Here is a 21,707-nt window from a genome sequence, read left to right on the forward strand (position 1 = left end):
GAAGCGCGATGAACGTCAGTCGCGCGCCTCGAACGCGGCAGCCGCGCGGCCGAGGCGATCGTTGACCGCGATCCATTCGACGGTCTCGGGCAGCTTCTCGACGAGGATACGCGCGACTTGCGCACGGTCGAGCGCGCGCAGCATCCCGTACAGGTCGCGCGCATAGGCCCGCGGATCTTCCGGCGCCGCGACGAAATGCACGCCGTCGGCTTGCGCCCAGCGCCCCGCGCGCGAAGCACGGGCGACGAGCGCGACCCGTTCGCCATCGGTTTGCGCGGCCGCGAGCAGCGGCTCGAGCGCGTCGAACGGCAGCAGCGCGAGCGGCGTGCGCGGCGCGTAATGCGCTTTCAGCGTGCCCGACGCGCGCGGTGCGGTCGCGTCGCTGCCGTCCGGCAGCTTCGGCGTGCGGCCGAGCACGTCGGCGATCTGTTGCGGCGTCACGTGGCCCGGGCGCAGCAGCGCCGGGAAACCGCGCGACAGATCGAGAATCGTCGATTCGATGCCGACTTCGGATGCGCCGCCGTCGAGCACGTGCACGGTGTCGCCGAATTCGTCGCGCACGTGCTGCGCGGTCGTCGGGCTCACGTGGCCGAACCGGTTCGCGGACGGCGCCGCCACACCGCCGTGGCCGCCGCGCCGCGCGCTGAACGCGGCCAGCAGCGCCTGCGCGACCGGATGGGACGGGCAGCGCAGCCCGACCGAATCCTGTCCGCCGCTCACGGCATCCGGAATGCGGGCGTGGCGCTTCAGGATCAGCGTCAGCGGGCCCGGCCAGAATGCATCGATCAACGCGTGCGCGTCGGCCGGTACGTCGTCGGCCCAGTAGCCGGGGTCACCGCCCGGCGGCAGGTGCACGATCACCGGATGGTTCGCGGGCCGCCCTTTCGCCGCGTAGATGCGCGCGACGGCTTCGGGATTGGCCGCGTCGCCGCCGAGCCCGTAGACGGTCTCGGTCGGGAACGCGACGAGCTGCCCCGCGTCGAGCAGCGCGGCGGCCGCGTCGATCTGCGCGAGCGTCACGGAGGTCGGAAGATCGATGGACATCGGCCGGCGCCTCAGTCGAGCGGCACGCGCAGCAGCTGCGCGCACGCGGTGGCCGCGGCAACGGCCTCGTCGCGCGTCTCGGCCGTGAAGTTCACGTGGCCCATCTTGCGGCCGACGCGCGCTTCTTCCTTGCCGTACAGGTGCAGGTGCGCGGCCGGCATCGCGGCGACCGTGTCCCACGGCGGCGTGACGGCATCGGCCGCCGCACCGTGCGGAAACCACACGTCGCCGAGGATGTTCAGCATCGCGGCCGGCGAATGCTGGCGCGGATTGCCGAGCGGCATGCGCGTCATCGTGCGCACCTGCTGCTCGAACTGGCTCGTTGCGCACGCATCGACCGTGTAGTGGCCGGAGTTGTGCGGGCGCGGCGCCATTTCGTTCGCGACGAACGAGCCGTCTTCCAGCACGAAGAATTCGACGCACAGCACGCCGACGTAGCCGAGCGTATCGGCGATCCGCACGGCGGCCTGCTGCGCCTCCGCGACGCGCGCGGCATCGGCGGCCGGCGCCGGCACGACCGTCAGCGCGAGGATGCCGTTGTGGTGCACGTTCTGGGCGAGCGGGAACGCGGCCGAGCGGCCGTCCGCGCCGCGCGCGATCAGCGCCGACACTTCGTATTTCAGCGGCAGGCGCTTCTCGAGCACGCACGGCACGCCGCCGAGCGCCGCATGGGCGTCGCGCGCTTCCCGCGCGGTGCTCACACGCACCTGGCCCTTGCCGTCGTAGCCGAGGCGCGCCGTCTTCAGGATGCCCGGCAGCACCGCGCCGAGCGCGGCATCGTCGAGCGCGGCGAGCGCCGCCGGCGATTCGATCACGACGTGCGGCGCGACCGGCACGCCCGACGCCTCGATGAAGCGCTTCTCCGCGATCCGGTCCTGCGCGACCGCGACGCAGCGGCCGGCCGGCGCGACGAACGTCGTGCGTGCGAGGAAATCGAGGCTCGCGGCCGGCACGTTCTCGAACTCCGTCGATACGGCGTCGCACAGGTCGGCCAGTTCCGCGAGCGCGGCTTCGTCGTCGTACGCCGCGCGCAGGTGGCGGTCGGCGACCGTGCCGGCGGGACTCGTCGGATCGGGATCGAGCACGGCGACGCGATAGCCCATCGACTGGGCGGCAAAGCAGAACATGCGGCCGAGCTGGCCACCGCCGACCATGCCCAGCCACGCGCCGGGCAGGATCGGGGAAACGGAATCAGGAGTTGCGGTCATGTCAGTGGTCGGTCGCGGCGGGCGCTGCCCGCCGCAGTGGGAAAGTCAGGCAGCCGCGACGCGCGGCCGCCGGTGCGCCGTCATTCGAGCGGCGGCAGCACCATCGCGTGCGCGGCTTCGTTCTGGCGCACGCGGAACGCGGCGAGCCGGTTCGCGTAGTCGACCGAGTTGCCGGACAGGATCGACACCGCGAACAGCGCGGCATTCGCGGCGCCGGCCTCGCCGATCGCGAACGTCGCGACCGGCACGCCCTTCGGCATCTGCACGATCGAGTGCAGCGAATCGACGCCCTTCAGGTACTTGCTCGCGACCGGCACGCCGAGCACCGGCACCGTGGTCTTCGCGGCCAGCATGCCGGGCAGGTGCGCGGCACCGCCGGCGCCCGCGATGATCGCGCGCAGCCCGCGCTCGCGCGCCTTCTCCGCGTAATCGAACATCTCGTCGGGCATCCGGTGCGCGGACACGACCTTCGCTTCGTACGGTACGCCGAATTCCTGCAGGATCGCGACCGCGTGCTTCATCACGTCCCAGTCGGAACTCGAACCCATCAGCACGCCGACGAGCGGCGCACCGTGCGTGTGGGCAGTCTGGACTTCACTCATGTCGTGCATTCCTTCCTTCTCTCAGACGAGCGACTGGCCCGTGATGCGCTCGAGCGCTTCCTGGTACTTCGCGGCCGTCTTCTCGACGACGTCGGCCGGCAGCGCCGGCGCCGGCGCCGTCTTGCCCCACGGCTGCGCCTCGAGCCAGTCGCGCACGAACTGCTTGTCGAACGACGGCGGGTTCGTGCCGACTTCGTACTGGTCGGCCGGCCAGAAGCGCGACGAATCGGCCGTCAGCACTTCGTCCATCAGGTACAGCTTGCCGTGGTTGTCGAGGCCGAATTCGAACTTCGTGTCGGCGATGATGATGCCGCGCGTCGCCGCGTAGTCGGCCGCTTCCTTGTACAGCTTGATCGAGATGTCGCGGATCGTCGCGGCCAGCTCGGTGCCGATACGGCGCTCGGTCTCCTCGAACGTGATGTTCTCGTCGTGCTCGCCCATCTCGGCCTTCGCGGCCGGCGTGAAGATCGGCTCGGGCAGCTTCTGCGCGTTCTGCAGGCCTGCCGGCAGCTGCACGCCGCACACGGCGCCCGATGCCTGGTATTCCTTCCAGCCGCTACCGGCCAGGTAGCCGCGCACGACCGCTTCGATCATGATCGGCTCGAGGCGCTTGACGACCACGCCGCGGCCCTGCACCTGCTCGACCTCGTCGGCCGCGACGACCGCTTCCGGCGCGTCGCCCGTCAGGTGGTTCGGCACGATGTGCGCGAGCTTGTCGAACCAGAAGTTCGCCATCTGGTTCAGCACGCGGCCCTTGTTCGGAATCGGCTCGCCCATCACCACGTCGAACGCCGACAGGCGGTCGGTCGTGACGATCAGGAGCTTGTCGTTGCCGACCGCGTAGTTGTCGCGGACCTTGCCGCGACCGAGGAGCGGCAGCGAGCGGAGCGTGGATTCGTAAAGGGTAGACATCGTCTTTTCGCAGATAAGGAGCCAAACAAAAAGGGAAACGCCGTTCCCCGCGGCAGGCGGGAACGGCGGTCTTGCAATGCGTCGGCGAACCGGCGGGCGACGGCGCCCGGCGGTTGCCGGCCGGCCCTTGTTCGGCCGGACGGAGCGGCTACCGGGGCCGGATCGAATCCGGCAACCGGGCGGCCAGCCCTTGCCCGGCGGCAGTACCGGGCGGGGGCAATCGTACTACAGTCTCAGCGCACGACCTGCGCGAGCGCGCCGGACTTGTACTGCTCGGCGATCTTGTCGAGCGCCACCGGCTTGATCTTGCCGGCCTGGCCTTCGCAGCCGAACGCGAGGTAGCGGTCGACGCAGACCTGCTTCGCCGCTTCGCGCGCGGGCTTCAGGTAGTCGCGCGGATCGAACTTGCCCGGGTTCTCGAACAGGTAGCGGCGGATCGCGCCGGTGATCGCGAGACGCAGGTCGGTGTCGATGTTGATCTTGCGCACGCCGTGCTTGATGCCTTCCTGGATTTCCTCGACCGGCACGCCGTAGGTTTCCTTCATGTCGCCGCCGAATTCGCGGATCTCGGCGAGCAGCTCCTGCGGCACCGACGACGAACCGTGCATCACGAGGTGCGTGTTCGGGATGCGCGCGTGGATTTCCTTGATGCGCTGGATCGACAGGATGTCGCCCGTCGGCTTCTTCGAGAACTTGTACGCGCCGTGCGACGTGCCGATCGCGATCGCGAGCGCATCGCACTGCGTGAGCTTCACGAAGTCGGCGGCCTGCTCCGGATCGGTCAGCAGCTGCTCGCGGGTCATCGTGCCTTCCGCGCCGTGGCCGTCTTCCTTGTCGCCCTTCATCGTCTCGAGCGAGCCGAGCACGCCGAGTTCCGCTTCGACCGTCACGCCGATCGAGTGCGCCATCTCGACGACCTTGCGCGACACGTCGACGTTGTACTCGTACGACGCGACCGTCTTGCCGTCGGCCTCGAGCGAACCGTCCATCATCACGCTCGTGAAGCCGCTGCGGATCGCCGCCATGCAGACCGCCGGCGACTGGCCGTGATCCTGGTGCATCACGACCGGGATGTGCGGGTAGGACTCGACGGCTGCTTCGATCAGGTGGCGCAGGAACGGCTCGCCCGCGTACTTACGCGCGCCGGCCGATGCCTGCATGATCACGGGCGCGCCGACCTGGTCCGCCGCCGCCATGATCGCCTGGACCTGCTCCAGGTTGTTCACGTTGAAGGCCGGCAGGCCGTAACCGTGCTCCGCCGCGTGGTCCAGCAATTGACGCATTGATACGAGAGGCATTGTGGAACTCCTTGGAATGAAAACCGGTGCGCCCTGACGCCGGCGCGGCATCCGCCCCCGTTCGACCCGGGGCGAGGCGGCGCGGCTGAGCGTCGAATAGCCGCATTTTATCGCGAAGCGCCTCCGATTCCGACCGCCCGGTGGCGCTCACTCGCAATTTGTTACGTTCGCACGGCACAATGCGGGCAAAAAAGAGAAAAAAAGCCGCGCGGGGCTTCGAACCCCACGCGGCTTTCGCGTGAAAAACGGTGCCAGACCAGCTTCCGGCCGATCCCGGCGGCCGGCCCGCCAGGCCGGCCCGATGCTCAGCGGGCGCTCAGTAGTGTTCGCCGACCCGCACGATCTTCAGCGTGTTGGTGCCGCCCGCCTGCCCCATCGGCTCGCCGACCGTCAGCACGACCATGTCGCCGTGCTGCACGTAGCCCTGCTTGACGACGATCTCGAGCGCCGCCTGCAGCGCCGAATCGCGGTCGCTGTTGAAGTCGACGTGCAGCGGCGTCACGTTGCGGTACAGCGCCATCGTGCGCTCGCTGCCGACGCGCGGCGTCAGCGCGAAGATCGGCACGTGCGTGTAGTGACGCGACATCCACAGCGCGGTCGCGCCCGACTCGGTCAGCGCGATGATCGCCTTCGCGCCGAGGTGGTACGCGGTGAACAGCGCGCCCATCGCGATCGACTGGTCGATCCGCGTGAACGTGCGGTCGAGGAAATCCTTGTCGAGCTCGACATGTTCCGACTTTTCCGCTTCGACGCACACGGCCGCCATCGTCTCGATCGTGACGACCGGGTACTTGCCGGCGGCCGTCTCGGCCGACAGCATCACCGCGTCGGTGCCGTCGAGCACCGCGTTCGCGACGTCCGACACTTCCGCGCGGGTCGGCACGGGTGCATGGATCATCGATTCCATCATCTGCGTCGCGGTGATCACGAGCTTGTTCGACTCGCGCGCCATCCGGATCATGCGCTTCTGCAGCGCCGGCACGGCCGCGTTGCCCACTTCCACCGCGAGGTCGCCGCGCGCGACCATGATGCCGTCGGACGCGTCGAGGATGCTCTGCAGCGCCGGAATCGCTTCCGCGCGCTCGATCTTCGCGATCATCTTCGGCTTGATGCCGTACGGCGCGCCCGCGATGTTCGCGAGCTGGCGCGCCATTTCCATGTCGGTCGCGTTCTTCGGGAACGACACCGCGACGAGGTCCGCGCCGAGCGACATCGCCGTGCGGATGTCTTCCATGTCCTTCGCGGTCAGCGCCGGCGCCGACAGGCCGCCGCCCTGGCGGTTGATGCCCTTGTTGTTCGACAGCTCGCCGCCCACCTTGACGATCGTGTGGATCTCGTCGCCGAGCACGCGCTCGACGGTCAGCACGATCAGGCCGTCGTTCAGCAGCAGCAGGTCGCCCGGACGCAGGTCGCGCGGCAGTTCCTTGTAGTCGAGGCCGACGCGCTCGTCGTTGCCGAGCTCGCAGGCGGCGTCAAGGATGAACGGCTGCCCCGGCACGAGCGTGGTCTTGCCGTTCTCGAACTTGCCGACGCGGATCTTCGGACCCTGGAGGTCGGCCATGATCGCGATCTCGCGGCCAACCTTGCGGGCGGCCTCGCGCACCATCTCGGCGCGCTGGCGGTGATCGTCGGCCGTGCCGTGCGAAAAATTGAGCCGCACGACGTCGAGGCCCGCCTGCATCATCTGCAGCAGAATCTCCGGCGAACTGGAAGCCGGGCCGATCGTGGCGACTATCTTGGTGGCGCGCTGCATGAAACTCCTCATCTGGATCAAGGTGGATGCGCTGGGTGAAACGCTGCGAGAGCCGGAAGCGGCGGGCCCAGCGGCGGCCGTTCCGGGGGGCGTGCCGGTGCTTGCGCCCGGCATCGCTTTGTTCTGAATCTCGTGGTGCTGGTCGGCCGCGTCGCCGGCGGCCACCGGTGCGCGCGGGGCGGTGTTCGCCCGCGCGGGCGCGCGTTTGCGCTTGCCCGCGCCGGCCGGCGGCTCCGCTTTCGCGGAGCGCGCGGCCTTCGTCACCCCTGCGCGCGCCGCCACGCTCAGGCCGCCCGCGTTTCGAGCACTTCCACCGCCGGCAGCTTCTTCCCCTCGAGGAACTCGAGGAAGGCGCCGCCGCCCGTCGAGATGTAGCTGACCTGGTCGTGGATGCCGTACTTCGCGATGGCCGCGAGCGTGTCGCCGCCGCCCGCGATCGAGAACGCGGACGATTTGGCGATCGCTTCGGCGAGCGTCTTGGTGCCGTTGCCGAACTGGTCGAACTCGAACACGCCGACCGGGCCGTTCCACACGATCGTGCCGGCCTTCTCGAGCTGGCTCGCGAGCGCCTTGGCCGTATCGGGGCCGATGTCGAGGATCATGTCGTCCGCTTCGATGTCGGCGACCTGCTTCACCGTGGCCGCGGCCGTCGGCGAGAATTCCTTCGCGGTGACGACGTCGGTCGGGATCGGCACCGACGCGCCGCGCTCGCGCGCCTCGTCGATGATCGCCTTCGCCTCGGCGACGAGATCGGCTTCCGCGAGCGACTTGCCGATCGACAGGCCGGCCGCGAGCATGAACGTATTCGCGATGCCGCCGCCGACGATCAGCTGGTCGACCTTGCCGGCCAGCGACTTCAGGATGGTGAGCTTGGTCGATACCTTCGAGCCGGCGACGATCGCCACCAGCGGGCGGGCCGGGTTGCCGAGCGCCTTGCCGAGCGCGTCGAGCTCGGCGGCCAGCAGCGGGCCCGCGCACGCGACCGGCGCGTACTTCGCGATCCCGTGCGTGGTCGCTTCCGCGCGGTGCGCGGTGCCGAACGCGTCGTTCACGTACACGTCGCAGAGCTTCGCCATCTTCTGGGCGAGCTCGTCCGAATTCTTCTTTTCGCCCTTGTTGACGCGGCAGTTCTCGAGCAGCACGACCTGGCCCGGCGCGACGTTCACGCCGTTCTCGACCCAGTTCGACACCAGCGGCACGTCGCGGCCGAGCAGCTCGGCGAGGCGCTTCGCGACCGGCGCGAGCGAGTCTTCCGGCTTGAATTCGCCTTCGGTCGGACGGCCGAGGTGCGACGTGACCATCACGGCCGCGCCGGCGTCGAGCGCGGCCTGGATGGCCGGCACGGACGCGCGCACGCGGGTGTCTTCGGTGATGTTGCCCTGGTCGTCCTGCGGGACGTTCAGGTCGGCGCGGATGAACACCCGCTTGCCGGCGAGCTGGCCGGCGGCGATCAGGTCGGTAAGACGCTTGACTTGGCTCATGTTGAACAGATTGAAGTAGTGGATGGGGAAAGGGGGTTCACGCTGGACGTGCGCGGGCTGCCGCGAAAGGGCGCCGGATGCGGCCGTGGCTGGCGGTTCGCATGACGCGCACGGGTAAAAAATCTCGAACGGGCATTCTAGCCGATCCACCTGGCAGACTGACCCGCGGGCGGCGAATTCCGCCTATTTGGAATCGCGCGCGCAAACCGGCACATTGCCGCGACGCAGCAATGGCCGCCCGCGGGCGGCCCGTGCCCGGCAGGCCGGAACGACGATTCATCAGAAGATCAGGCGCAGCACGGTGAACACGACCATGCCGACCACGATCGTGCCGAGCATGCTGCGGCGCCACAAAAACCAGCCGAGGCCGGCGAGCGCCGCGTAGAACGGATGGTTGGACAGTGCGAACGACAGCCCGGCCGGCGTTTCGAGCACGTCGGGCAGCACGACGGCGACGAGCGCGGCGGCCGGCGCGTAGCGCAGCGCGCGCTGCGCGCGTTCGGGCAGCACGGTGCGCTCGCCGCCGATCAGGAACAGCGCGCGCGTGACCGCCGTGACGATCGTCATCCCGATGATGACGATCCAGATCTCCGTCGCGCTCATTCGATCTCCTTCTCGTGCACGGTTTCGGTGCGGATGCGCCGCCAGTCGGCCCGTTCGACGAAGAAGTCGGCCGTGCAGCCGGCCGCCAGCGCGGCGAGCACCGCGAGCGGCAGCGCGAGCCGGTACGGCAGGTCGAACGCGATCAGCGACACGATGCCCGCGACCGCGACGGCCGCGAGCGTCGAGCGGTTCGCGACCGCCGACACCATGATCGGGATCAGCGCGAGCGTGCCGGCCAGCTCCAGCCCCCAGCTCGCGGGAAAGAAGCTCGCGAGCAGGATGCCGGCGAGCGACGACACCTGCCACGACACCCAGCTCGCGAGCGCCATCCCCCAGAAATACGCTTCCTTGCCCGGCACGTGGCCGTAGGCGAAACCCTGTTTCTGGAACAGCAGGTAGATCACGTCGCCGTTGAAATAGCCGATCGCGAGACGCCGCCACAGCGGCAGGTAGGAAAAATGGGGCGCCAGCCCGGCGCTGAAGATCACGAAGCGCGTGTTGACCATCGCGGCCGTGAGCAGCACGGTCCAGATCGGCAGCTTCGCCGCGAGGAGCGGCAGCACCGCGAGCTGCGACGAGCCCGCGTAGACCAGCAGCGACATCGCGCTCGCCTGCCCGAGCGTCATGACCGACTTGCTCATCGCGATGCCGGTGACGAGGCCCCAGGACAGGATCGCCATCAGTGTCGGGGAATAGTCGCGCGCGCCCTGGATCAGCGCGAAGCGGTCGGTGGCGGACAATCGAGCGAGCATGGGAAAACGGGCCGCAGCGGGCGGTTCGTCGGGACGCCGGCGCCTCCTGCCGATGCATCCCGTCATTATTGGAATCGGTACCGGCCGATTATAGCGCCGGCCCCGCGCCGACCGACCGGATCGCCTTCAAATGACGCTAAAATATGCGTCTTTCCGGCTCAACGCTGCATACAACCGCATCCCAGGAGAAATCTATGTCAATGGCCGACCGCGACGGCAAGATCTGGATGGACGGCAAGCTGATCGACTGGCGCGACGCCAAGATCCACGTCCTGACCCATACGCTGCACTACGGCATGGGTGTCTTCGAGGGCGTGCGCGCGTACAAGACGGCCGACGGCAGCACCGCGATCTTCCGCCTGCCCGAGCACACGAAACGTCTGCTGAATTCGGCGAAGATCTTCCAGATGGACGTGCCGTTCGACCGGGAAACGCTCGAAGCCGCGCAGCTCGCGGTCGTGCGCGAGAACAAGCTCGAGTCGTGCTACCTGCGCCCGATCATCTGGGTCGGCTCGGAAAAGCTCGGCGTGGCCGCGAAGGGCAACACGATCCACGTCGCGATCGCCGCGTGGCCGTGGGGCGCGTACCTCGGCGAGGACGGCCTCGCGAAGGGCATCCGCGTGAAGACGTCGTCGTTCACGCGCCACCACGTGAACGTGTCGATGGTCCGCGCGAAGGCGTCGGGCTGGTACGTGAACTCGATCCTGGCGAACCAGGAAGCGACGGCCGACGGCTACGACGAAGCGCTGCTGCTCGACGTCGACGGCTACGTGTCGGAAGGCTCGGGCGAGAACTTCTTCCTCGTGAACAACGGCAAGCTGTACACGCCCGACCTGGCGTCGTGCCTCGACGGCATCACGCGCGACACGATCATCACGCTCGCGCGCGACGCCGGCATCGAGGTCATCGAGAAGCGCATCACGCGCGACGAGGTCTACACGGCCGACGAAGCGTTCTTCACCGGCACGGCCGCCGAAGTCACGCCGATCCGCGAACTCGACAACCGCACGATCGGCAGCGGCGCGCGCGGCCCCGTCACGGAAAAGCTCCAGTCGGCGTTTTTCGATATCGTGTCGGGCAAGAACGCGAAGTACGCGCACTGGCTGACGAAGGTCTGAGCGCGCCGCGCCACCGACCGCCCCACACAAGAGTGATAAGAGAAAGTCTCATGAGTGAAATCAAGGAAATGCCGCTGGTCGAGCTGACGGCCAAGGATCTTCCCGCCTACTGCCCGAACCCGGCGATGGTACGCTGGAGCGCGCACCCGCGCGTCTTCATCGACGTGTCGCACGGCGAGGCGCGCTGCCCGTACTGCGGCACGCGCTACAAGCTGCGCGACGGCGAAGTCGTCAAGGGCCACTGAGCCCGGCCGGCCGGGCCCGCGGGCCCGCCGACCGCAAGGCGGCGCAGCCGGACAGCCGGCGCGCCGCCCTTCCCCATTCTGGCAACCCGAACGCGGCGCGACGCGCGCCGTGCTTCATTACGACATCGGAAGTCCACCTGATGCGTCGAGCGCTGGTTATCGCACCGAACTGGATCGGTGACGCATTGATGGCGCAGCCGCTTTTTGCGCTGCTGAAGAAACTCCATCCCCGCATCGCGATCGATGCGGTCGCACCCTCATGGGTCGCGCCCGTGCTCGAGCGGATGCCCGAGATCCACGATGTCTACGCGACCGATCTCGCCCACGGCAAGCTGCAGCTGCTGCGCCGCTGGCAGCTCGCGAGCGACCTGCGCGACGTCGGCTACGACGCGGCGTACGTGCTGCCGAATTCGCTGAAATCCGCGGTGATCCCGTGGCTCGCGAACATTCCGCTGCGGATCGGCTACACGGGCGAGCACCGCTACGGGCTGCTGAACGTGCGGCACGCGAATCCGGCCAGGTCGGGCGAACGCCCGCCGATGACGACCCACTACGCGGCGCTCGCGTACGCGCCGGGCGCGAAGCTGCCCGAGTCGATGAAGACGCTGCCCGCGCCGCGCCTCGACGCGGACCTGAACGAGACGGCGCGCGTGTCCGCGCGTTTCAATCTCGATACGCGCAAGCCGCTCGTCGTGTTCTGCCCGGGCGCCGAATACGGCCCGGCCAAGCGCTGGCCGCCCGAGCACTTCGCGACGCTCGCGACGATCGTCCACCAGTCGTTCCCGTACACGCAGATCGTCGCGCTCGGCTCGCAGAAGGACGCGGCCGCCGCGCAGGCGATCGCCGACCACGCGCCGAACGTGCGCAACCTGTGCGGGCAGACGTCGCTGTCCGAGGCGTGCGCGCTGATCGCGCGCGCGAACGCGGTCGTCACCAACGATTCGGGGCTGATGCACGTCGCGGCCGCGCTACGCCGGCCGCTCGTCGCGCTGTACGGATCGACCGATCCGCGCCACACCCCTCCGCTGTCGGACCTGGCGAAGGTACAATGGCTGCATCTCGAATGCAGTCCCTGCTTCGAACGCGAGTGCCCGCTCGGCCACCTGAAGTGCCTGCGCGAACTCGGTCCCGAGCAGGTATTCGGCGATTTGCGCGGCATGCTCGTCGGGCAGCGCTGACCCTGACCGGCAGCGTCGCACGGCGCGCCGGGCAATCCGATTCACCGGTGTACGGCGGCTCCATCCGGGCCGCCGTGCTGAATACGGCGCGCGACGCGCGCGAGAGATAACCCCGATGCCACGTTTTGCCCGCCTTTTCGAAGCCGCTGCCGATACGCTCAACGCCTACTACCAGGCCGTCGCCGATGCCAATCTCGACGCGCTGCTGGCGTTGTGGATCGACGAGGATTTCGCCAGCTGCGTATGGGCGGACGGCGAGCATCTGCACGGCCTCGACCAGATCCGCAGCGGGCTCGCGAACCGGCTCGCCACGCGCCCCGTGACGATCGAGCCGCTCGACATCCGCGTGTACGACAGCCTCGGCACGGTCGTCTATACGATTGCCGAAGCGCATCAGCAGGCCGACCTGACGGCCGAACCCGACATGGTTTTCGCGACGTACGTGATGATTCACGAACGCGGCGAATGGCGCATCGCGCACATCCACGCGAGCCCGATTCCCGAACAGGCGGCCGGGCAGTTCGCCGCCAAGATCCGTCACGGTCAGGGTCCGCTGCACTGACGAAAAGACGAAGCAACGCATACGCGGGGCGATCATGAGTACGGCTTCTCCGCCCACTTCGCCGCTGACCGGGGCTCCGGCTCCGGACAACGACACACTGCGCTATCGCGCACCGCGCTGGCTGCCGAACAGCCATGCGCAAACCATCGTGCCCGCGCTGTTCGCGCGGCGTCCGGTCGTCGCCTACCGACGAGAGCGATGGGAAACCCCCGACCACGACTTCATCGATCTCGACTGGGTCGCCCATCTCGACAGCGCGGCGCCCGCGCCCGACGCGCCGCTGTTCGTACTGTTCCACGGCCTCGAAGGCAGTTCCGGCTCGCACTACGCGCTCGCGATGATGGCCGCCGCGCGCGCGAAGGGCTGGCACGCCGTCGTGCCGCACTTCCGCAGTTGCAGCGGCGAGCTCAACCGCCAGCCGCGCTTCTACCATCTCGCGGACAGCGCCGAAGTCGACTGGATCCTGCGCCGACTCGCCGCGCAGCATCGCGGGCCGCTGGTCGCCGCCGGCGTGTCGCTCGGCGGCAACGTGCTGCTGCGCTGGCTCGGCGAGCATCGCAGCGACACGTCGATCCTGCGCGCCGCCGCCGCGATCTCGACGCCGATCGACGTGCACGCCGGCGGCCGCGCGCTGTCGCAGGGGTTCGCGATGGTCTACACGCGCAGCTTCCTGAAGACGCTCAAGCGCAAGGCGCTGGCAAAGCTCGACCAGTACCCGGGGCTGTTCGACCGCGAAGCGATGCTGCAGGCCGTGACGATGCGCGACTTCGACGAGGTCGTGACCGCGCCGCTGCACGGCTTCGCGGACGCCGACGATTACTGGACGAAGGCGACCACACGGCCGCTGCTCCCCGCGATCGACGTGCCGACGCTGATCCTCAACGCCCGCAACGACCCGTTCCTGCCGGAATCGGCGCTGCCCGGCCCGGCCGACGTGTCGCCGGCCGTCGAGCTCGACCAGCCGGCGGACGGCGGGCACGCGGGCTTCATGACCGGGCCGTTCCCCGGCCGCCTCGACTGGCTGTCGGCGCGAGTGTTCGGCTATTGCGCGAAATTCGTCGACCATGGATGACATCGTCCGGCAGGCGCTCGCCAAATGGCCCAACGTGCCGCACTGTACCGGCTGGCTGCTGCTCGACCGGCGCGGCGAATGGCGGCTGCGCGACGACGCGGCCCAGGCGGCCGGCGAGCTCGGCTCGCCGATCCGGCATGCGGCGCTAAACGCATTCATCGGCCGCAACTACGAATGCGACGCGCAGGGCCGGTGGTTCTTCCAGAACGGCCCGCAGCGCGTCTACGTCGAGCTCGCCTATACGCCGTGGGTCGTCCGGCTCGCCGAGCGCGACGGACAACTCGTGCTCGCCGACCAGACGGGTGCGCCGTTCGAGCCGGACGAAGCGTGGCTCGACGATGCGGGCGGCGTGCTGTTTCGCGACGGCGGCACGCGGCGCATCGCGGCGCTGCACGATCACGACCTCGGGCTGTTCGCCGATCACGCGGATTTCGATGCGGAACCGCCCGTGCTGCGCTGGCGCGACGGCCGCACGCTGCCGCTCGGCAGCATCGCCTGCGCGGACGTGCCCGCCCGGTTCGGCTATGTCGCGAGCCCCGCCCATGACGCAGGACAGGCGGCCGGCAGCGGCAACTGACGCACCGCCGCCTCGCCCACGCAAGCCGCGCGACGGCCGCTATCCGCGGCCGTTCTTCTCGTCCTCGCGCTCTTCCTTGTAGCGCGCCTCGAACTCCAGCAACCGCGCGCCGATGATCGACTGCTCGTAGAACGACACGTCCTTCGCGTCGCGCGCTTCCTTCAACTGCCGGATCGCCGACGGCCACGCGCCGTCGAGCGCCAGTTTCTCCGCGAGCGCGCGGCGCCGCGCGAGCACGTCCCCCTTGCCGTCGCTCGCCTTCGCGAGATAGTCCCACCAGTCGGGCTGCTCGGGATCGGCCTTCGCCTGCGCCCGCGCGAGCGTCTGCGCGTCGGCAAAGCGGCGCGCGGCGATCAGCGCCTGCAGATGCGCGACGATCGCCGCGTGCGACGCCGGCCAGCGCCGCTGCGCGAGCGCCGCGAGCCGCACCGCGTCGTCGGTCCGGCCCGCGCGGCGCGCGATCTCGGCGGCCAGCACGTCGAGGCTCGGCGAACTCGTGTCCGGATCGTTCTCGCGCCGCTCGCGTGCATCGAACGCCGCGCGCGCCGACGCGAGTGCGTTGCCGGCCGCGTCGTATTCGCCGAGCAACAGGTCCGCGAGCGCGATGCCGTACCAGTTCGCCGCAACGTTCGGCGCCGTCCGGTCGTCGATCTCGAGCTGCATCCGGCGAGCCTCGGCCGAGATGTCGGTCGGCGCGCGGTTCTGCAGGATGCGCAGCCGCGCGCGCACGAACCCGTATTCGGCCGACTGGCGCGGTTGCCGGTACGGCGCGCGGCGCGCGCGATCCTCCATGTCCGCGATCCGCTCGCCGGTCAGCGGGTGCGTACGCGCGTAGGCCGGCACGCCCGCGTCGCCCGTCGACGCGCGGTCGAGCCGTTCGAAGAAGCCCGGCATCCCGTACGGGTCATAACCCGCGCCCGCGAGCAGCTGGAAACCGACGCGATCGGCCTCGCGCTCGGCCGAACGCGAGAAGCGCAGCTGGTTGTCGACCGCGTACGCCTGCCCGCCCATCGCGATCGCGCTGCCGAGATCGCCGCTGCGCGCGAGCACGCCGGCCAGCACGCCGAGCAGCATCGTCGCGAGCGCCGTGTAGCCGCTCTTCTCGCTCGCGCCGATCATCCGCGCGATGTGCCGCTGCAGTACGTGACCCATCTCGTGGCCGACCACCGACGCGAGCTCCGACTCCGTCTGCGTCGTGACCACGAGCCCGCTGTTGATTCCGATGAAGCCGCCCGGCATCGAGAACGCGTTGATCTGCGGATCGCGCACCGGGAACAGGTCGAAATCCGGCGTGTAGCCGCCGATGAAGCGCGCGGCGGCCGCCGCCGCGAGCCGTGCCGCCATCGCGTTCAGGTAGTCGCGCACGAGCCAGTCGTCGAGATAGTCGGGATCGCGCCGCACTTCGCGCATCACGCGCTCGCCGAGCCGGCGCTCGGCCTGCGGCGTCAGCGAACCGCCGGAACCGTCGCCGAGGTCGGGCAGCTCCAGCGCACGAAGCGGCGCGCGCAGGCTCGCGGCCGGCGCCGACGCGCCGCCGGCGCCCGAGAACCGGCTCTCCGCGCCGCCGTACGTGCCGAACACGCCGGTCGCGATGCCGGACGGCACGGTGGAAATCGCCGGGGAGCCGCCCGTCGCCGGCTCGAGCGGGGGCGCGGGCGTGCTCTGCGCATGGCCGCCCGGCGGCAGCGCGAGCGCGGCCGACAGCGACACGGCAAGCAACTGTTTGACACGCATGGCAGGATGAAAACGACGCCGTCCCGCGCGCCCGGCGCGCATCGCGGCGTCTGGTCTGAATATTCGGGTCATTGTACCGGCGCGGCGGCCACTGTCCCGTGCCACGCATGCGCCATCTGCGCCCCCGAGGACGCGAACGCCGCTGCTATGATAAGCGCCCGTTGAGACGGAGCATGACATGTCAGGACTCACCCATTTCGATGCCGCCGGCCATGCGCACATGGTCGATGTCGGCGACAAGCAGGAAACCCGGCGCATCGCGATCGCGCGCGGCACGATCCGGATGCTGCCGGCCACGTTCGCGCTGATCCGCGACGGCAAGGCCAAGAAAGGCGACGTACTCGGCGTCGCACGCATCGCGGCGATCCAGGGCGCCAAGCGCACGGCCGACCTCATCCCGCTGTGCCACCCGCTCGCGCTGACGCGCGTGGCCGTCGACTTCGAACTCGACGACGCGCTGCCGGGCGTCCACTGCGTCGTGCAGGTCGAGACGTTCGGCCGCACCGGGGTCGAGATGGAAGCGCTGACCGCCGTGCAGGTCGGGCTGCTGACCGTCTACGACATGTGCAAGGCGGTCGATCGCGGGATGGTGATCACCGACGTGAGCGTGCGCGAGAAACGCGGCGGGAAGTCGGGAGACTGGAAGGCGGGAGAGTAAGGCGTTGTTTTTGCTAATGTTTTCAGCCTAATTATCTGCCCCCAGTTTGTACGCTTGCCGCCGCTTTTCGCCTGCATCGGAGCCTCGAAAAATCTGAGAACCGGGTTTTGTCCAACGCCTGTCCAAGTGAGAAGGCGAAATGGCATCGATCCGTCAAAGAAATGGGCGCTGGCAAGCACGCGTCACCCGTCTTGGTTTCCCAGACGAAACCAAAACATTCGAAACGAAGACCGCAGCCGTAAAATGGGCTCGCTCTATCGAAACCCGGCTGGACCAAGGTTCCCCTCTGTCGCACAGAGGTAATGCAGATGCCCTTTTCGGCGACATCCTCAAGCGCTACCGTGAGATGGTCTCGCCAGGCAAACGCGGAGGATCAGACGAGCAAATTCGAATTCGAATGCTCTTGCGCCAGCGTCTTGCCGGTTACAGCATGATCAACCTCACGCCAGCGGTAATCGCCGAGTTTCGTGACGGCCGACTCGCTACTGTCTCGCCCGGCACCGTCATCAGAGACTTGGCATTGATCTCCAGCGTCATCAACCATGCACGCACGGAATGGGAAATCCACGTCCCGAATCCCTGCGAGATGGTTCGCAAGCCCGAGCAACCACAAGGTCGCTGCCGAACGCTCAGCGAATCTGAACTAACCGCGCTGATGGAGGCGGTAAAGCCACTTGGTCGACGTAGCACATGGATCGAGCCCCTCGTGCAGCTTGCCCTGGAAACGGCCATGCGACGAGGGGAACTCTTAACTCTCACATGGACGCAGATTGACTTGGCAAACCGAATCGCCAAATTGCCCGTGACCAAAAATGGCAGCACCCGGACTGTCCCGCTGTCACTCAACGCCGTCAAAATTCTATCGGGACTTCCCCGGCATGATACTGACCGTGTCTTTCCGATCACTCATATGGCTGTCTCTGCTTCGTTCAAGAAAGCCTGCATCCGCGCCGGGATCGAGGACTTCCGATTCCACGATCTACGCCACATGGCAGCTACCCGATTGGCAGAGAAACTGCCGAATGTGATCGAACTGGCGGCCGTTACAGGACACCGAAGCGTGCAAATGCTAAAGCGTTACTACCACCCTGACGCTACGGTTCTGGCTCGCAAACTCGACTAGCGAGTGTCGAAACAGGAGCCTCGTTGCTCCAATTTGACGTGTCCGAATGGATCGAAAAAATATTGATCGGTCCATTGCGGACTTTTTTCAGGATTGCCGGCGATCCCCTATTCGCATCCCGCCACGCCGACGTATCGCCATTCCGACCTCACTTGCGTGTCACCGATGGAGCGTCGCTCTTCCCTGACCTGAGACACGAAATTCTTACCGAGATAGCAGGCCGTGATCTTGAGGCTCTGCTCGGCGTCGTCCTTGTCATAGAACCAACCGCTGGCGACTTCGATGGTCGGACTCTCCGAAAGCGGAATCTTTCCCTTGTAGCGGGCTGAGAACGTCGGTACACCGGCTGAACGCTTGATCGCACCAGCATATCGCCTGAAATCGAGGCCGATAGTCCCACAAATACACGAAGAGCAGACACGCTCTTGTTGGCGAAGGTGTTCGGGAAGCCAGTTCCAACTCAATGCCTCCAATTTCCCGGAGTGCATGCCACAGACTTGGCAGGCGAAGAAGTGATCATACGTGCCGACAGCGGCGGCTCCAATTGCAACAGCAGCGCCAATGGCAACAATCTCGGGCAAGGCGACAACAACGCCCACCGCAGCCATTACTCCGCCGGCTACCCCGATCCAGCCTGTTTTTTTCATCATTCACGACCTCGTTGAACTCACGTCGTTACAGGACCAGTGCCTTGATCTGCTTCAACTCGTCCGAGTTCAGTGCTTCGCTCTTCGCCAGAGGCACGAGCGCACTGAGGAAGTCTTCAGGCGCCTCCCTCGGTCGGCGGGCCTGAAGCTCGGCGAGCACGCTTTTCTTGCGCTCGGTGAACTCGGTCTCATCGAGCAAGTTGGCCTTGAACAGACGATATAGCTTGTCGATTTGGGCAGAAAATTCATGCGCGGCTACCGTCTCTGACGCCAGCTTTGCGGCAGCAGCTTCGGCATCTTCTTTTGCCTGCCGGGCCTGCCGCACTTTGCCATTGAATTTTTCCGCAGTCCGATGCGCGTCGATCGCTCCATAGAGGATGAGTGGGACTACGAGTAGCCATGCGCCGACACCGAACAGCATGCCACTGACGACCGCGCCGCCGAACAACAACGCGGCCTTCGTAAGTTCCCCGTTGTAGAGTTGTCCGGCCCCGACACAGACAATGCTCAGGACGGCCGCTAAGGCAGAGTTCTTCTCGCTCGGTTGAATGCTTTCGTTATCAAGTGGATTCGTCACGTTACCTACCCCAGGGATCACGATCATGTTGCATCGATCATAAACTTAATGGTAGATATCAACAACCATTTGGTTGTCACGAGTGAGCATGGTTTTCGCACACTGGCGGCATGCCAGATCTTGATGAAAAGAAAGCCTTCGCCGACCGATTGAAGCAAGCCCTCAAGCGCAGCCCGAAGTCTGTCGAAACTGCGTCGGAACTGGCGACGCAATTCAATCTCCGTCATCGCGCCGAGCCGATCACGCCGCAAGCCGCCCAGAAGTGGCTGACGGGTTCGGCTCGCCCAACGGTCGACAAGATCAAGACGTTGGCAGACTGGCTCGATGTGTCCGATCAGTGGTTGCGCTTTGGTGTCACGGATATGAAACGGAGCCGGCCACCGAAGGGTACAAAAGCGACCGACGACGTAATCCAGCCAACCGAGGATGAGCTGAAGCTGTTGCGTCGTTTACGTAGGATGTCCGCCTATCGTCGTCAGCTTGTCGAGGGAATGATTGAACAGTTCAGCTTGGACGACGAAGTATGGAAATAGCAAATCGCCCTTCGCAATCTTTTGTCGGATAATTTATTTCCCTCTAAGCAACGCTACCCCAAATTTGTCCGGTGTCCCATTAGGCCGAAATACGTCAAATGACCGTACCAGAGACGGTTCCAACTTCACCTTGGTTGCGTCCAAACCATTCTTGCGGCCGAAGCTGGCTTGAAGAGCGAGTAACGGATCGGCTGCGGTAGCAGCATCTTGACGAAAGAATGCCAAAAACCAATTGGTTCCATTGGGATTCAGTGATTTGATCTTTGCAAGATCTCGATGCACCTTCCCGACGCTGAAGTCACCAGCCTCAATCAACATCGGTATGCCGCCATTGCACGGCCTTAACCAAAGGTCCACCTGTTTCGGCGCACCCTTTTTACTCGATTTATAAGGCTCTTCGTGGCGAATATCGTACCCAGACAGAACAGCACTCATTAGCATCGCTTCATAGATAGCGGTGACGATGCCGGTTTCATAGAAGGTGCTAACATTCGGTTTTGATTTTTTCGAACCCTTCCTGTCCGTTGTCAAAATCAGCAGACGTGCGGCTAGCGTCCAGACTGCCGGCTCAACGAGTCTAAAAATTGTAGTTGGAATTTTTCCGGGCATGAGTGCACTCCATAGCTTTTATATTATGCATTAAGTTTTATTTAAAAAAAATATCAATTCGATCATATCCATATGCGATTCTTGGTATAAGGAAATGTGAGAGAACGCTAATCTTCCATCCAACCAAGGAATCACGATGAAAAATGCTGTTGTTAGTTTCGTGTTGGTCGTTCTGATCGAGGCGGTAAGCGCAGTTGTTGCATATCTCAAGGCTCAATTAATGGGCAACTTGAGCCGAGCCGACGACGGTCCCGACTACGCCGACCGCTGAAAGACGCCCCGCCAATCTTATCCCTGTCGTTCTGACGGGTCATTTCCTTTTCATCGCAACATCCGCTCGAATTGTCCGAGCCGGATCCGCTCGTCTATTCATGGAGCTCATATGCATCTCATCAAATCAATGGCCTATGTCGGGGACACTCCCTGGCACGGTCTCGGAAGTCAACTTGCCCCGCATCAACCCCTCGAAGTCTGGGCCAAAGCTGCCGGCATGGACTGGGACATCGAAGCTTCCGAGGTCCGCTTTGTCGCCGGCAAAGATGGCCTCGGCTCGATTCACGCTTTCCCCGAACAGAAGGTGCTTTACCGCAGCGACACGAAGGAGCCGCTGTCAGTTGTCTCGGATCGCTACAAGGTCGTTCAGCCGATGCAGATTCTTGAGTTCTACCGGGACCTGACCGAAGTGGGCGGCTTCGAGCTTGAAACCGCTGGGGTATTGAAAGGTGGCAAGAAGCTTTGGGCGTTAGCCCGGACCGGCCAGACCGTTAGCCTGAAGGGCAACGACGAAGTGAACGGCTACCTTCTACTGGCTACAGCCTGTGACGGGACGATGGCGACGACGGCGCAGTTCACATCGGTGCGCGTCGTCTGCAACAACACACTGCAAATCGCCCTGGGAGACAGCAACGGAGCGATCAAGGTTCCGCATCGCAGTCAGTTTGACCCGCTTGCAGTGAAACGACAACTCGGCATTGCCGTGTCGTCGTGGGACGCGTTCACGGTTCGGATGCGTGTCTTGTCCGAACGGCAGATCAAGCAAGACGCCGCTCAAGAGTATTTCCGCCGTGTCTTCGCCTATGCCCCATCCCCGCTTCCTGCTTCTATCGATACGGGGACAAACGATCGGGCCATCAAAGCAACGGCAGAGTTGTTCGCCGGAAGTGGGAACGGCTCGGACCTTGCTTCTGCCGCCGGTACGGCATGGGGCCTTGTCAATTCCGTGACGGAGTACATCGACCATCATCGCAGAGCCAGAAGCGACGACCATCGCCGAGATACTGCTTGGTTTGGCAATGGCGCAGCGCTGAAGCAACGGGCGTGGGACGAGGCGATGCGCTTTGCTGTCTAAATTATGTAGCAATCCAAATTGTACTTCAACTCACCCAGCCCGGTCGAACTTCGATTCACCGGGCTTCTTTCAT

The 21,707-nt window shown here is 66.0% G+C and carries 25 protein-coding genes; 12 read left to right on the forward strand and 13 right to left on the reverse strand.

What is annotated here, in order from left to right:
• Positions 1 to 15: 15 nt before the first annotated feature.
• The 6 genes from VXM69_RS16155 to pyk form a co-directional block, all read right to left on the reverse strand.
• Positions 16 to 1,044, reverse strand: coding sequence for an L-threonylcarbamoyladenylate synthase (locus tag VXM69_RS16155; RefSeq protein ID WP_367189887.1), 1,029 nt, complete (start codon positions 1,042 to 1,044; stop codon positions 16 to 18).
• 11 nt (positions 1,045 to 1,055) lie between these two features.
• On the reverse strand, positions 1,056 to 2,252 hold the full coding sequence (locus VXM69_RS16160) for a 5-(carboxyamino)imidazole ribonucleotide synthase (protein ID WP_034189085.1): 1,197 nt from the start codon (positions 2,250 to 2,252) through the stop codon (positions 1,056 to 1,058).
• Between the two features lie 80 nt (positions 2,253 to 2,332).
• Positions 2,333 to 2,854 (reverse strand): 5-(carboxyamino)imidazole ribonucleotide mutase, encoded by a 522-nt coding sequence (purE, locus tag VXM69_RS16165; protein ID WP_034189110.1) that lies wholly within the window; start codon positions 2,852 to 2,854, stop codon positions 2,333 to 2,335.
• Between the two features lie 21 nt (positions 2,855 to 2,875).
• Positions 2,876 to 3,766 carry a phosphoribosylaminoimidazolesuccinocarboxamide synthase gene (locus tag VXM69_RS16170; RefSeq protein WP_034189084.1) on the reverse strand — a complete coding sequence of 297 codons (891 nt, stop codon included), beginning with the start codon at positions 3,764 to 3,766 and terminating at the stop codon, positions 2,876 to 2,878.
• 233 nt (positions 3,767 to 3,999) lie between these two features.
• Positions 4,000 to 5,064, reverse strand: a complete 1,065-nt coding sequence (gene fba / locus VXM69_RS16175; RefSeq protein WP_034189083.1) for a class II fructose-bisphosphate aldolase — start codon at positions 5,062 to 5,064, stop codon at positions 4,000 to 4,002.
• 316 nt (positions 5,065 to 5,380) lie between these two features.
• Positions 5,381 to 6,817: a pyruvate kinase gene (pyk, locus tag VXM69_RS16180; protein ID WP_034189082.1), complete on the reverse strand. Its 1,437-nt coding sequence runs from the start codon at positions 6,815 to 6,817 to the stop codon at positions 5,381 to 5,383.
• Here pyk and VXM69_RS16185 point away from each other — a divergent pair.
• Complete coding sequence (locus tag VXM69_RS16185; RefSeq protein WP_021164118.1) at positions 6,816 to 6,944, forward strand: hypothetical protein; 129 nt, start codon at positions 6,816 to 6,818, stop codon at positions 6,942 to 6,944. The genes pyk and VXM69_RS16185 overlap by 2 nt on opposite strands.
• A 157-nt stretch (positions 6,945 to 7,101) precedes the next feature.
• Here the strand turns inward: VXM69_RS16185 and VXM69_RS16190 are convergent, their stop codons facing one another.
• From VXM69_RS16190 to VXM69_RS16200, 3 genes are all read right to left on the reverse strand, one after another.
• On the reverse strand, positions 7,102 to 8,298 hold the full coding sequence (locus tag VXM69_RS16190; protein WP_034189081.1) for a phosphoglycerate kinase: 1,197 nt from the start codon (positions 8,296 to 8,298) through the stop codon (positions 7,102 to 7,104).
• Between the two features lie 279 nt (positions 8,299 to 8,577).
• Positions 8,578 to 8,901 (reverse strand): AzlD domain-containing protein, encoded by a 324-nt coding sequence (locus VXM69_RS16195; protein WP_034189080.1) that lies wholly within the window; start codon positions 8,899 to 8,901, stop codon positions 8,578 to 8,580.
• A complete protein-coding gene (locus VXM69_RS16200; RefSeq protein WP_059560435.1) occupies positions 8,898 to 9,653 on the reverse strand; it encodes an AzlC family ABC transporter permease in 756 nt (251 codons plus the stop codon). The genes VXM69_RS16195 and VXM69_RS16200 overlap by 4 nt, the downstream gene beginning before the upstream one ends.
• 194 nt (positions 9,654 to 9,847) lie before the next feature.
• On the opposite strand from VXM69_RS16200, the gene VXM69_RS16205 reads away from it, so the two are divergent.
• The 6 genes from VXM69_RS16205 to VXM69_RS16230 all read left to right on the forward strand — a co-directional run bounded on the left by VXM69_RS16205 (position 9,848) and on the right by VXM69_RS16230 (position 14,405).
• Positions 9,848 to 10,771, forward strand: coding sequence for a branched-chain amino acid transaminase (locus VXM69_RS16205; RefSeq protein WP_034189078.1), 924 nt, complete (start codon positions 9,848 to 9,850; stop codon positions 10,769 to 10,771).
• A 50-nt stretch (positions 10,772 to 10,821) separates the two neighbouring features.
• On the forward strand, positions 10,822 to 11,016 hold the full coding sequence (locus VXM69_RS16210; protein WP_367189888.1) for a zinc-finger domain-containing protein: 195 nt from the start codon (positions 10,822 to 10,824) through the stop codon (positions 11,014 to 11,016).
• A 140-nt stretch (positions 11,017 to 11,156) separates the two neighbouring features.
• Positions 11,157 to 12,194, forward strand: coding sequence for a lipopolysaccharide heptosyltransferase II (gene waaF, locus VXM69_RS16215; protein WP_034189077.1), 1,038 nt, complete (start codon positions 11,157 to 11,159; stop codon positions 12,192 to 12,194).
• Between the two features lie 115 nt (positions 12,195 to 12,309).
• The gene (locus VXM69_RS16220) at positions 12,310 to 12,756 is read left to right on the forward strand and encodes a nuclear transport factor 2 family protein (protein ID WP_034178922.1); all 447 of its coding nucleotides are present in this window, start codon (positions 12,310 to 12,312) and stop codon (positions 12,754 to 12,756) included.
• Positions 12,757 to 12,790: 34 nt separating this feature from the next.
• Complete coding sequence (locus VXM69_RS16225) at positions 12,791 to 13,828, forward strand: hydrolase (RefSeq protein ID WP_034189076.1); 1,038 nt, start codon at positions 12,791 to 12,793, stop codon at positions 13,826 to 13,828.
• A complete protein-coding gene (locus tag VXM69_RS16230) occupies positions 13,821 to 14,405 on the forward strand; it encodes a DUF2946 family protein (protein ID WP_059560438.1) in 585 nt (194 codons plus the stop codon). The genes VXM69_RS16225 and VXM69_RS16230 overlap by 8 nt, the downstream gene beginning before the upstream one ends.
• A 39-nt stretch (positions 14,406 to 14,444) precedes the next feature.
• On the opposite strand, the gene VXM69_RS16235 is transcribed toward VXM69_RS16230, so the two are convergent.
• Positions 14,445 to 16,139 (reverse strand): M48 family metalloprotease, encoded by a 1,695-nt coding sequence (locus VXM69_RS16235; RefSeq protein WP_069706286.1) that lies wholly within the window; start codon positions 16,137 to 16,139, stop codon positions 14,445 to 14,447.
• Positions 16,140 to 16,317: 178 nt separating this feature from the next.
• Here VXM69_RS16235 and moaC point away from each other — a divergent pair, with 178 nt between their 5' ends.
• Positions 16,318 to 16,797, forward strand: coding sequence for a cyclic pyranopterin monophosphate synthase MoaC (gene moaC / locus VXM69_RS16240; RefSeq protein ID WP_367189889.1), 480 nt, complete (start codon positions 16,318 to 16,320; stop codon positions 16,795 to 16,797).
• Between the two features lie 139 nt (positions 16,798 to 16,936).
• Positions 16,937 to 17,920 carry a tyrosine-type recombinase/integrase gene (locus VXM69_RS16245; protein ID WP_367189890.1) on the forward strand — a complete coding sequence of 328 codons (984 nt, stop codon included), beginning with the start codon at positions 16,937 to 16,939 and terminating at the stop codon, positions 17,918 to 17,920.
• Between the two features lie 107 nt (positions 17,921 to 18,027).
• Here the strand turns inward: VXM69_RS16245 and VXM69_RS16250 are convergent, their stop codons facing one another.
• Both VXM69_RS16250 and VXM69_RS16255 read right to left on the reverse strand, forming a co-directional pair.
• On the reverse strand, positions 18,028 to 18,570 hold the full coding sequence (locus VXM69_RS16250; protein ID WP_367189891.1) for a hypothetical protein: 543 nt from the start codon (positions 18,568 to 18,570) through the stop codon (positions 18,028 to 18,030).
• Positions 18,571 to 18,595: 25 nt separating this feature from the next.
• The gene (locus tag VXM69_RS16255) at positions 18,596 to 19,171 is read right to left on the reverse strand and encodes a hypothetical protein (protein WP_367189892.1); all 576 of its coding nucleotides are present in this window, start codon (positions 19,169 to 19,171) and stop codon (positions 18,596 to 18,598) included.
• 83 nt (positions 19,172 to 19,254) lie between these two features.
• Here VXM69_RS16255 and VXM69_RS16260 point away from each other — a divergent pair, with 83 nt between their 5' ends.
• Positions 19,255 to 19,677 (forward strand): transcriptional regulator, encoded by a 423-nt coding sequence (locus VXM69_RS16260; RefSeq protein WP_367189893.1) that lies wholly within the window; start codon positions 19,255 to 19,257, stop codon positions 19,675 to 19,677.
• Positions 19,678 to 19,710: 33 nt separating this feature from the next.
• Here VXM69_RS16260 and VXM69_RS16265 read toward each other — a convergent pair whose 3' ends face one another.
• Entirely contained in the window at positions 19,711 to 20,286 is a 576-nt protein-coding gene (locus tag VXM69_RS16265) for a hypothetical protein (RefSeq protein WP_367189894.1), read from the reverse strand.
• Positions 20,287 to 20,422: 136 nt separating this feature from the next.
• On the opposite strand from VXM69_RS16265, the gene VXM69_RS16270 reads away from it, so the two are divergent.
• On the forward strand, positions 20,423 to 20,557 hold the full coding sequence (locus VXM69_RS16270) for a hypothetical protein (RefSeq protein ID WP_367189895.1): 135 nt from the start codon (positions 20,423 to 20,425) through the stop codon (positions 20,555 to 20,557).
• Between the two features lie 111 nt (positions 20,558 to 20,668).
• On the forward strand, positions 20,669 to 21,634 hold the full coding sequence (locus VXM69_RS16275; RefSeq protein ID WP_367189896.1) for a DUF932 domain-containing protein: 966 nt from the start codon (positions 20,669 to 20,671) through the stop codon (positions 21,632 to 21,634).
• The last annotated feature ends 73 nt before the right edge of the window (positions 21,635 to 21,707 follow it).

The organism is Burkholderia sp. Ed8 (genome assembly GCF_040761425.1).
Lineage (GTDB): Bacteria > Pseudomonadota > Gammaproteobacteria > Burkholderiales > Burkholderiaceae > Burkholderia > Burkholderia seminalis.

Bases quoted from the DNA above. Each gene is read 5' to 3' on its own strand.
- VXM69_RS16200 (WP_059560435.1), bottom strand. From the start codon at position 9,653: ATGCTCGCTCGATTGTCCGCCACCGACCGCTTCGCGCTGATCCAGGGC.
- waaF (WP_034189077.1), top strand. From the start codon at position 11,157: ATGCGTCGAGCGCTGGTTATCGCACCGAACTGGATCGGTGACGCATTG.
- fba (WP_034189083.1), bottom strand. From the start codon at position 5,064: ATGCCTCTCGTATCAATGCGTCAATTGCTGGACCACGCGGCGGAGCAC.
- VXM69_RS16205 (WP_034189078.1), top strand. From the start codon at position 9,848: ATGTCAATGGCCGACCGCGACGGCAAGATCTGGATGGACGGCAAGCTG.
- VXM69_RS16245 (WP_367189890.1), top strand. From the start codon at position 16,937: ATGGCATCGATCCGTCAAAGAAATGGGCGCTGGCAAGCACGCGTCACC.
- VXM69_RS16225 (WP_034189076.1), top strand. From the start codon at position 12,791: ATGAGTACGGCTTCTCCGCCCACTTCGCCGCTGACCGGGGCTCCGGCT.
- moaC (WP_367189889.1), top strand. From the start codon at position 16,318: ATGTCAGGACTCACCCATTTCGATGCCGCCGGCCATGCGCACATGGTC.
- VXM69_RS16160 (WP_034189085.1), bottom strand. From the start codon at position 2,252: ATGACCGCAACTCCTGATTCCGTTTCCCCGATCCTGCCCGGCGCGTGG.
- VXM69_RS16275 (WP_367189896.1), top strand. From the start codon at position 20,669: ATGCATCTCATCAAATCAATGGCCTATGTCGGGGACACTCCCTGGCAC.
- purE (WP_034189110.1), bottom strand. From the start codon at position 2,854: ATGAGTGAAGTCCAGACTGCCCACACGCACGGTGCGCCGCTCGTCGGC.
- VXM69_RS16230 (WP_059560438.1), top strand. From the start codon at position 13,821: ATGGATGACATCGTCCGGCAGGCGCTCGCCAAATGGCCCAACGTGCCG.
- VXM69_RS16250 (WP_367189891.1), bottom strand. From the start codon at position 18,570: ATGATGAAAAAAACAGGCTGGATCGGGGTAGCCGGCGGAGTAATGGCT.
- VXM69_RS16220 (WP_034178922.1), top strand. From the start codon at position 12,310: ATGCCACGTTTTGCCCGCCTTTTCGAAGCCGCTGCCGATACGCTCAAC.
- VXM69_RS16170 (WP_034189084.1), bottom strand. From the start codon at position 3,766: ATGTCTACCCTTTACGAATCCACGCTCCGCTCGCTGCCGCTCCTCGGT.
- VXM69_RS16260 (WP_367189893.1), top strand. From the start codon at position 19,255: ATGCCAGATCTTGATGAAAAGAAAGCCTTCGCCGACCGATTGAAGCAA.
- VXM69_RS16185 (WP_021164118.1), top strand. From the start codon at position 6,816: ATGAAACTCCTCATCTGGATCAAGGTGGATGCGCTGGGTGAAACGCTG.
- VXM69_RS16270 (WP_367189895.1), top strand. From the start codon at position 20,423: ATGAAAAATGCTGTTGTTAGTTTCGTGTTGGTCGTTCTGATCGAGGCG.
- pyk (WP_034189082.1), bottom strand. From the start codon at position 6,817: ATGCAGCGCGCCACCAAGATAGTCGCCACGATCGGCCCGGCTTCCAGT.
- VXM69_RS16255 (WP_367189892.1), bottom strand. From the start codon at position 19,171: ATGATCGTGATCCCTGGGGTAGGTAACGTGACGAATCCACTTGATAAC.
- VXM69_RS16210 (WP_367189888.1), top strand. From the start codon at position 10,822: ATGAGTGAAATCAAGGAAATGCCGCTGGTCGAGCTGACGGCCAAGGAT.
- VXM69_RS16265 (WP_367189894.1), bottom strand. From the start codon at position 20,286: ATGCCCGGAAAAATTCCAACTACAATTTTTAGACTCGTTGAGCCGGCA.
- VXM69_RS16190 (WP_034189081.1), bottom strand. From the start codon at position 8,298: ATGAGCCAAGTCAAGCGTCTTACCGACCTGATCGCCGCCGGCCAGCTC.
- VXM69_RS16235 (WP_069706286.1), bottom strand. From the start codon at position 16,139: ATGCGTGTCAAACAGTTGCTTGCCGTGTCGCTGTCGGCCGCGCTCGCG.
- VXM69_RS16195 (WP_034189080.1), bottom strand. From the start codon at position 8,901: ATGAGCGCGACGGAGATCTGGATCGTCATCATCGGGATGACGATCGTC.
- VXM69_RS16155 (WP_367189887.1), bottom strand. From the start codon at position 1,044: ATGTCCATCGATCTTCCGACCTCCGTGACGCTCGCGCAGATCGACGCG.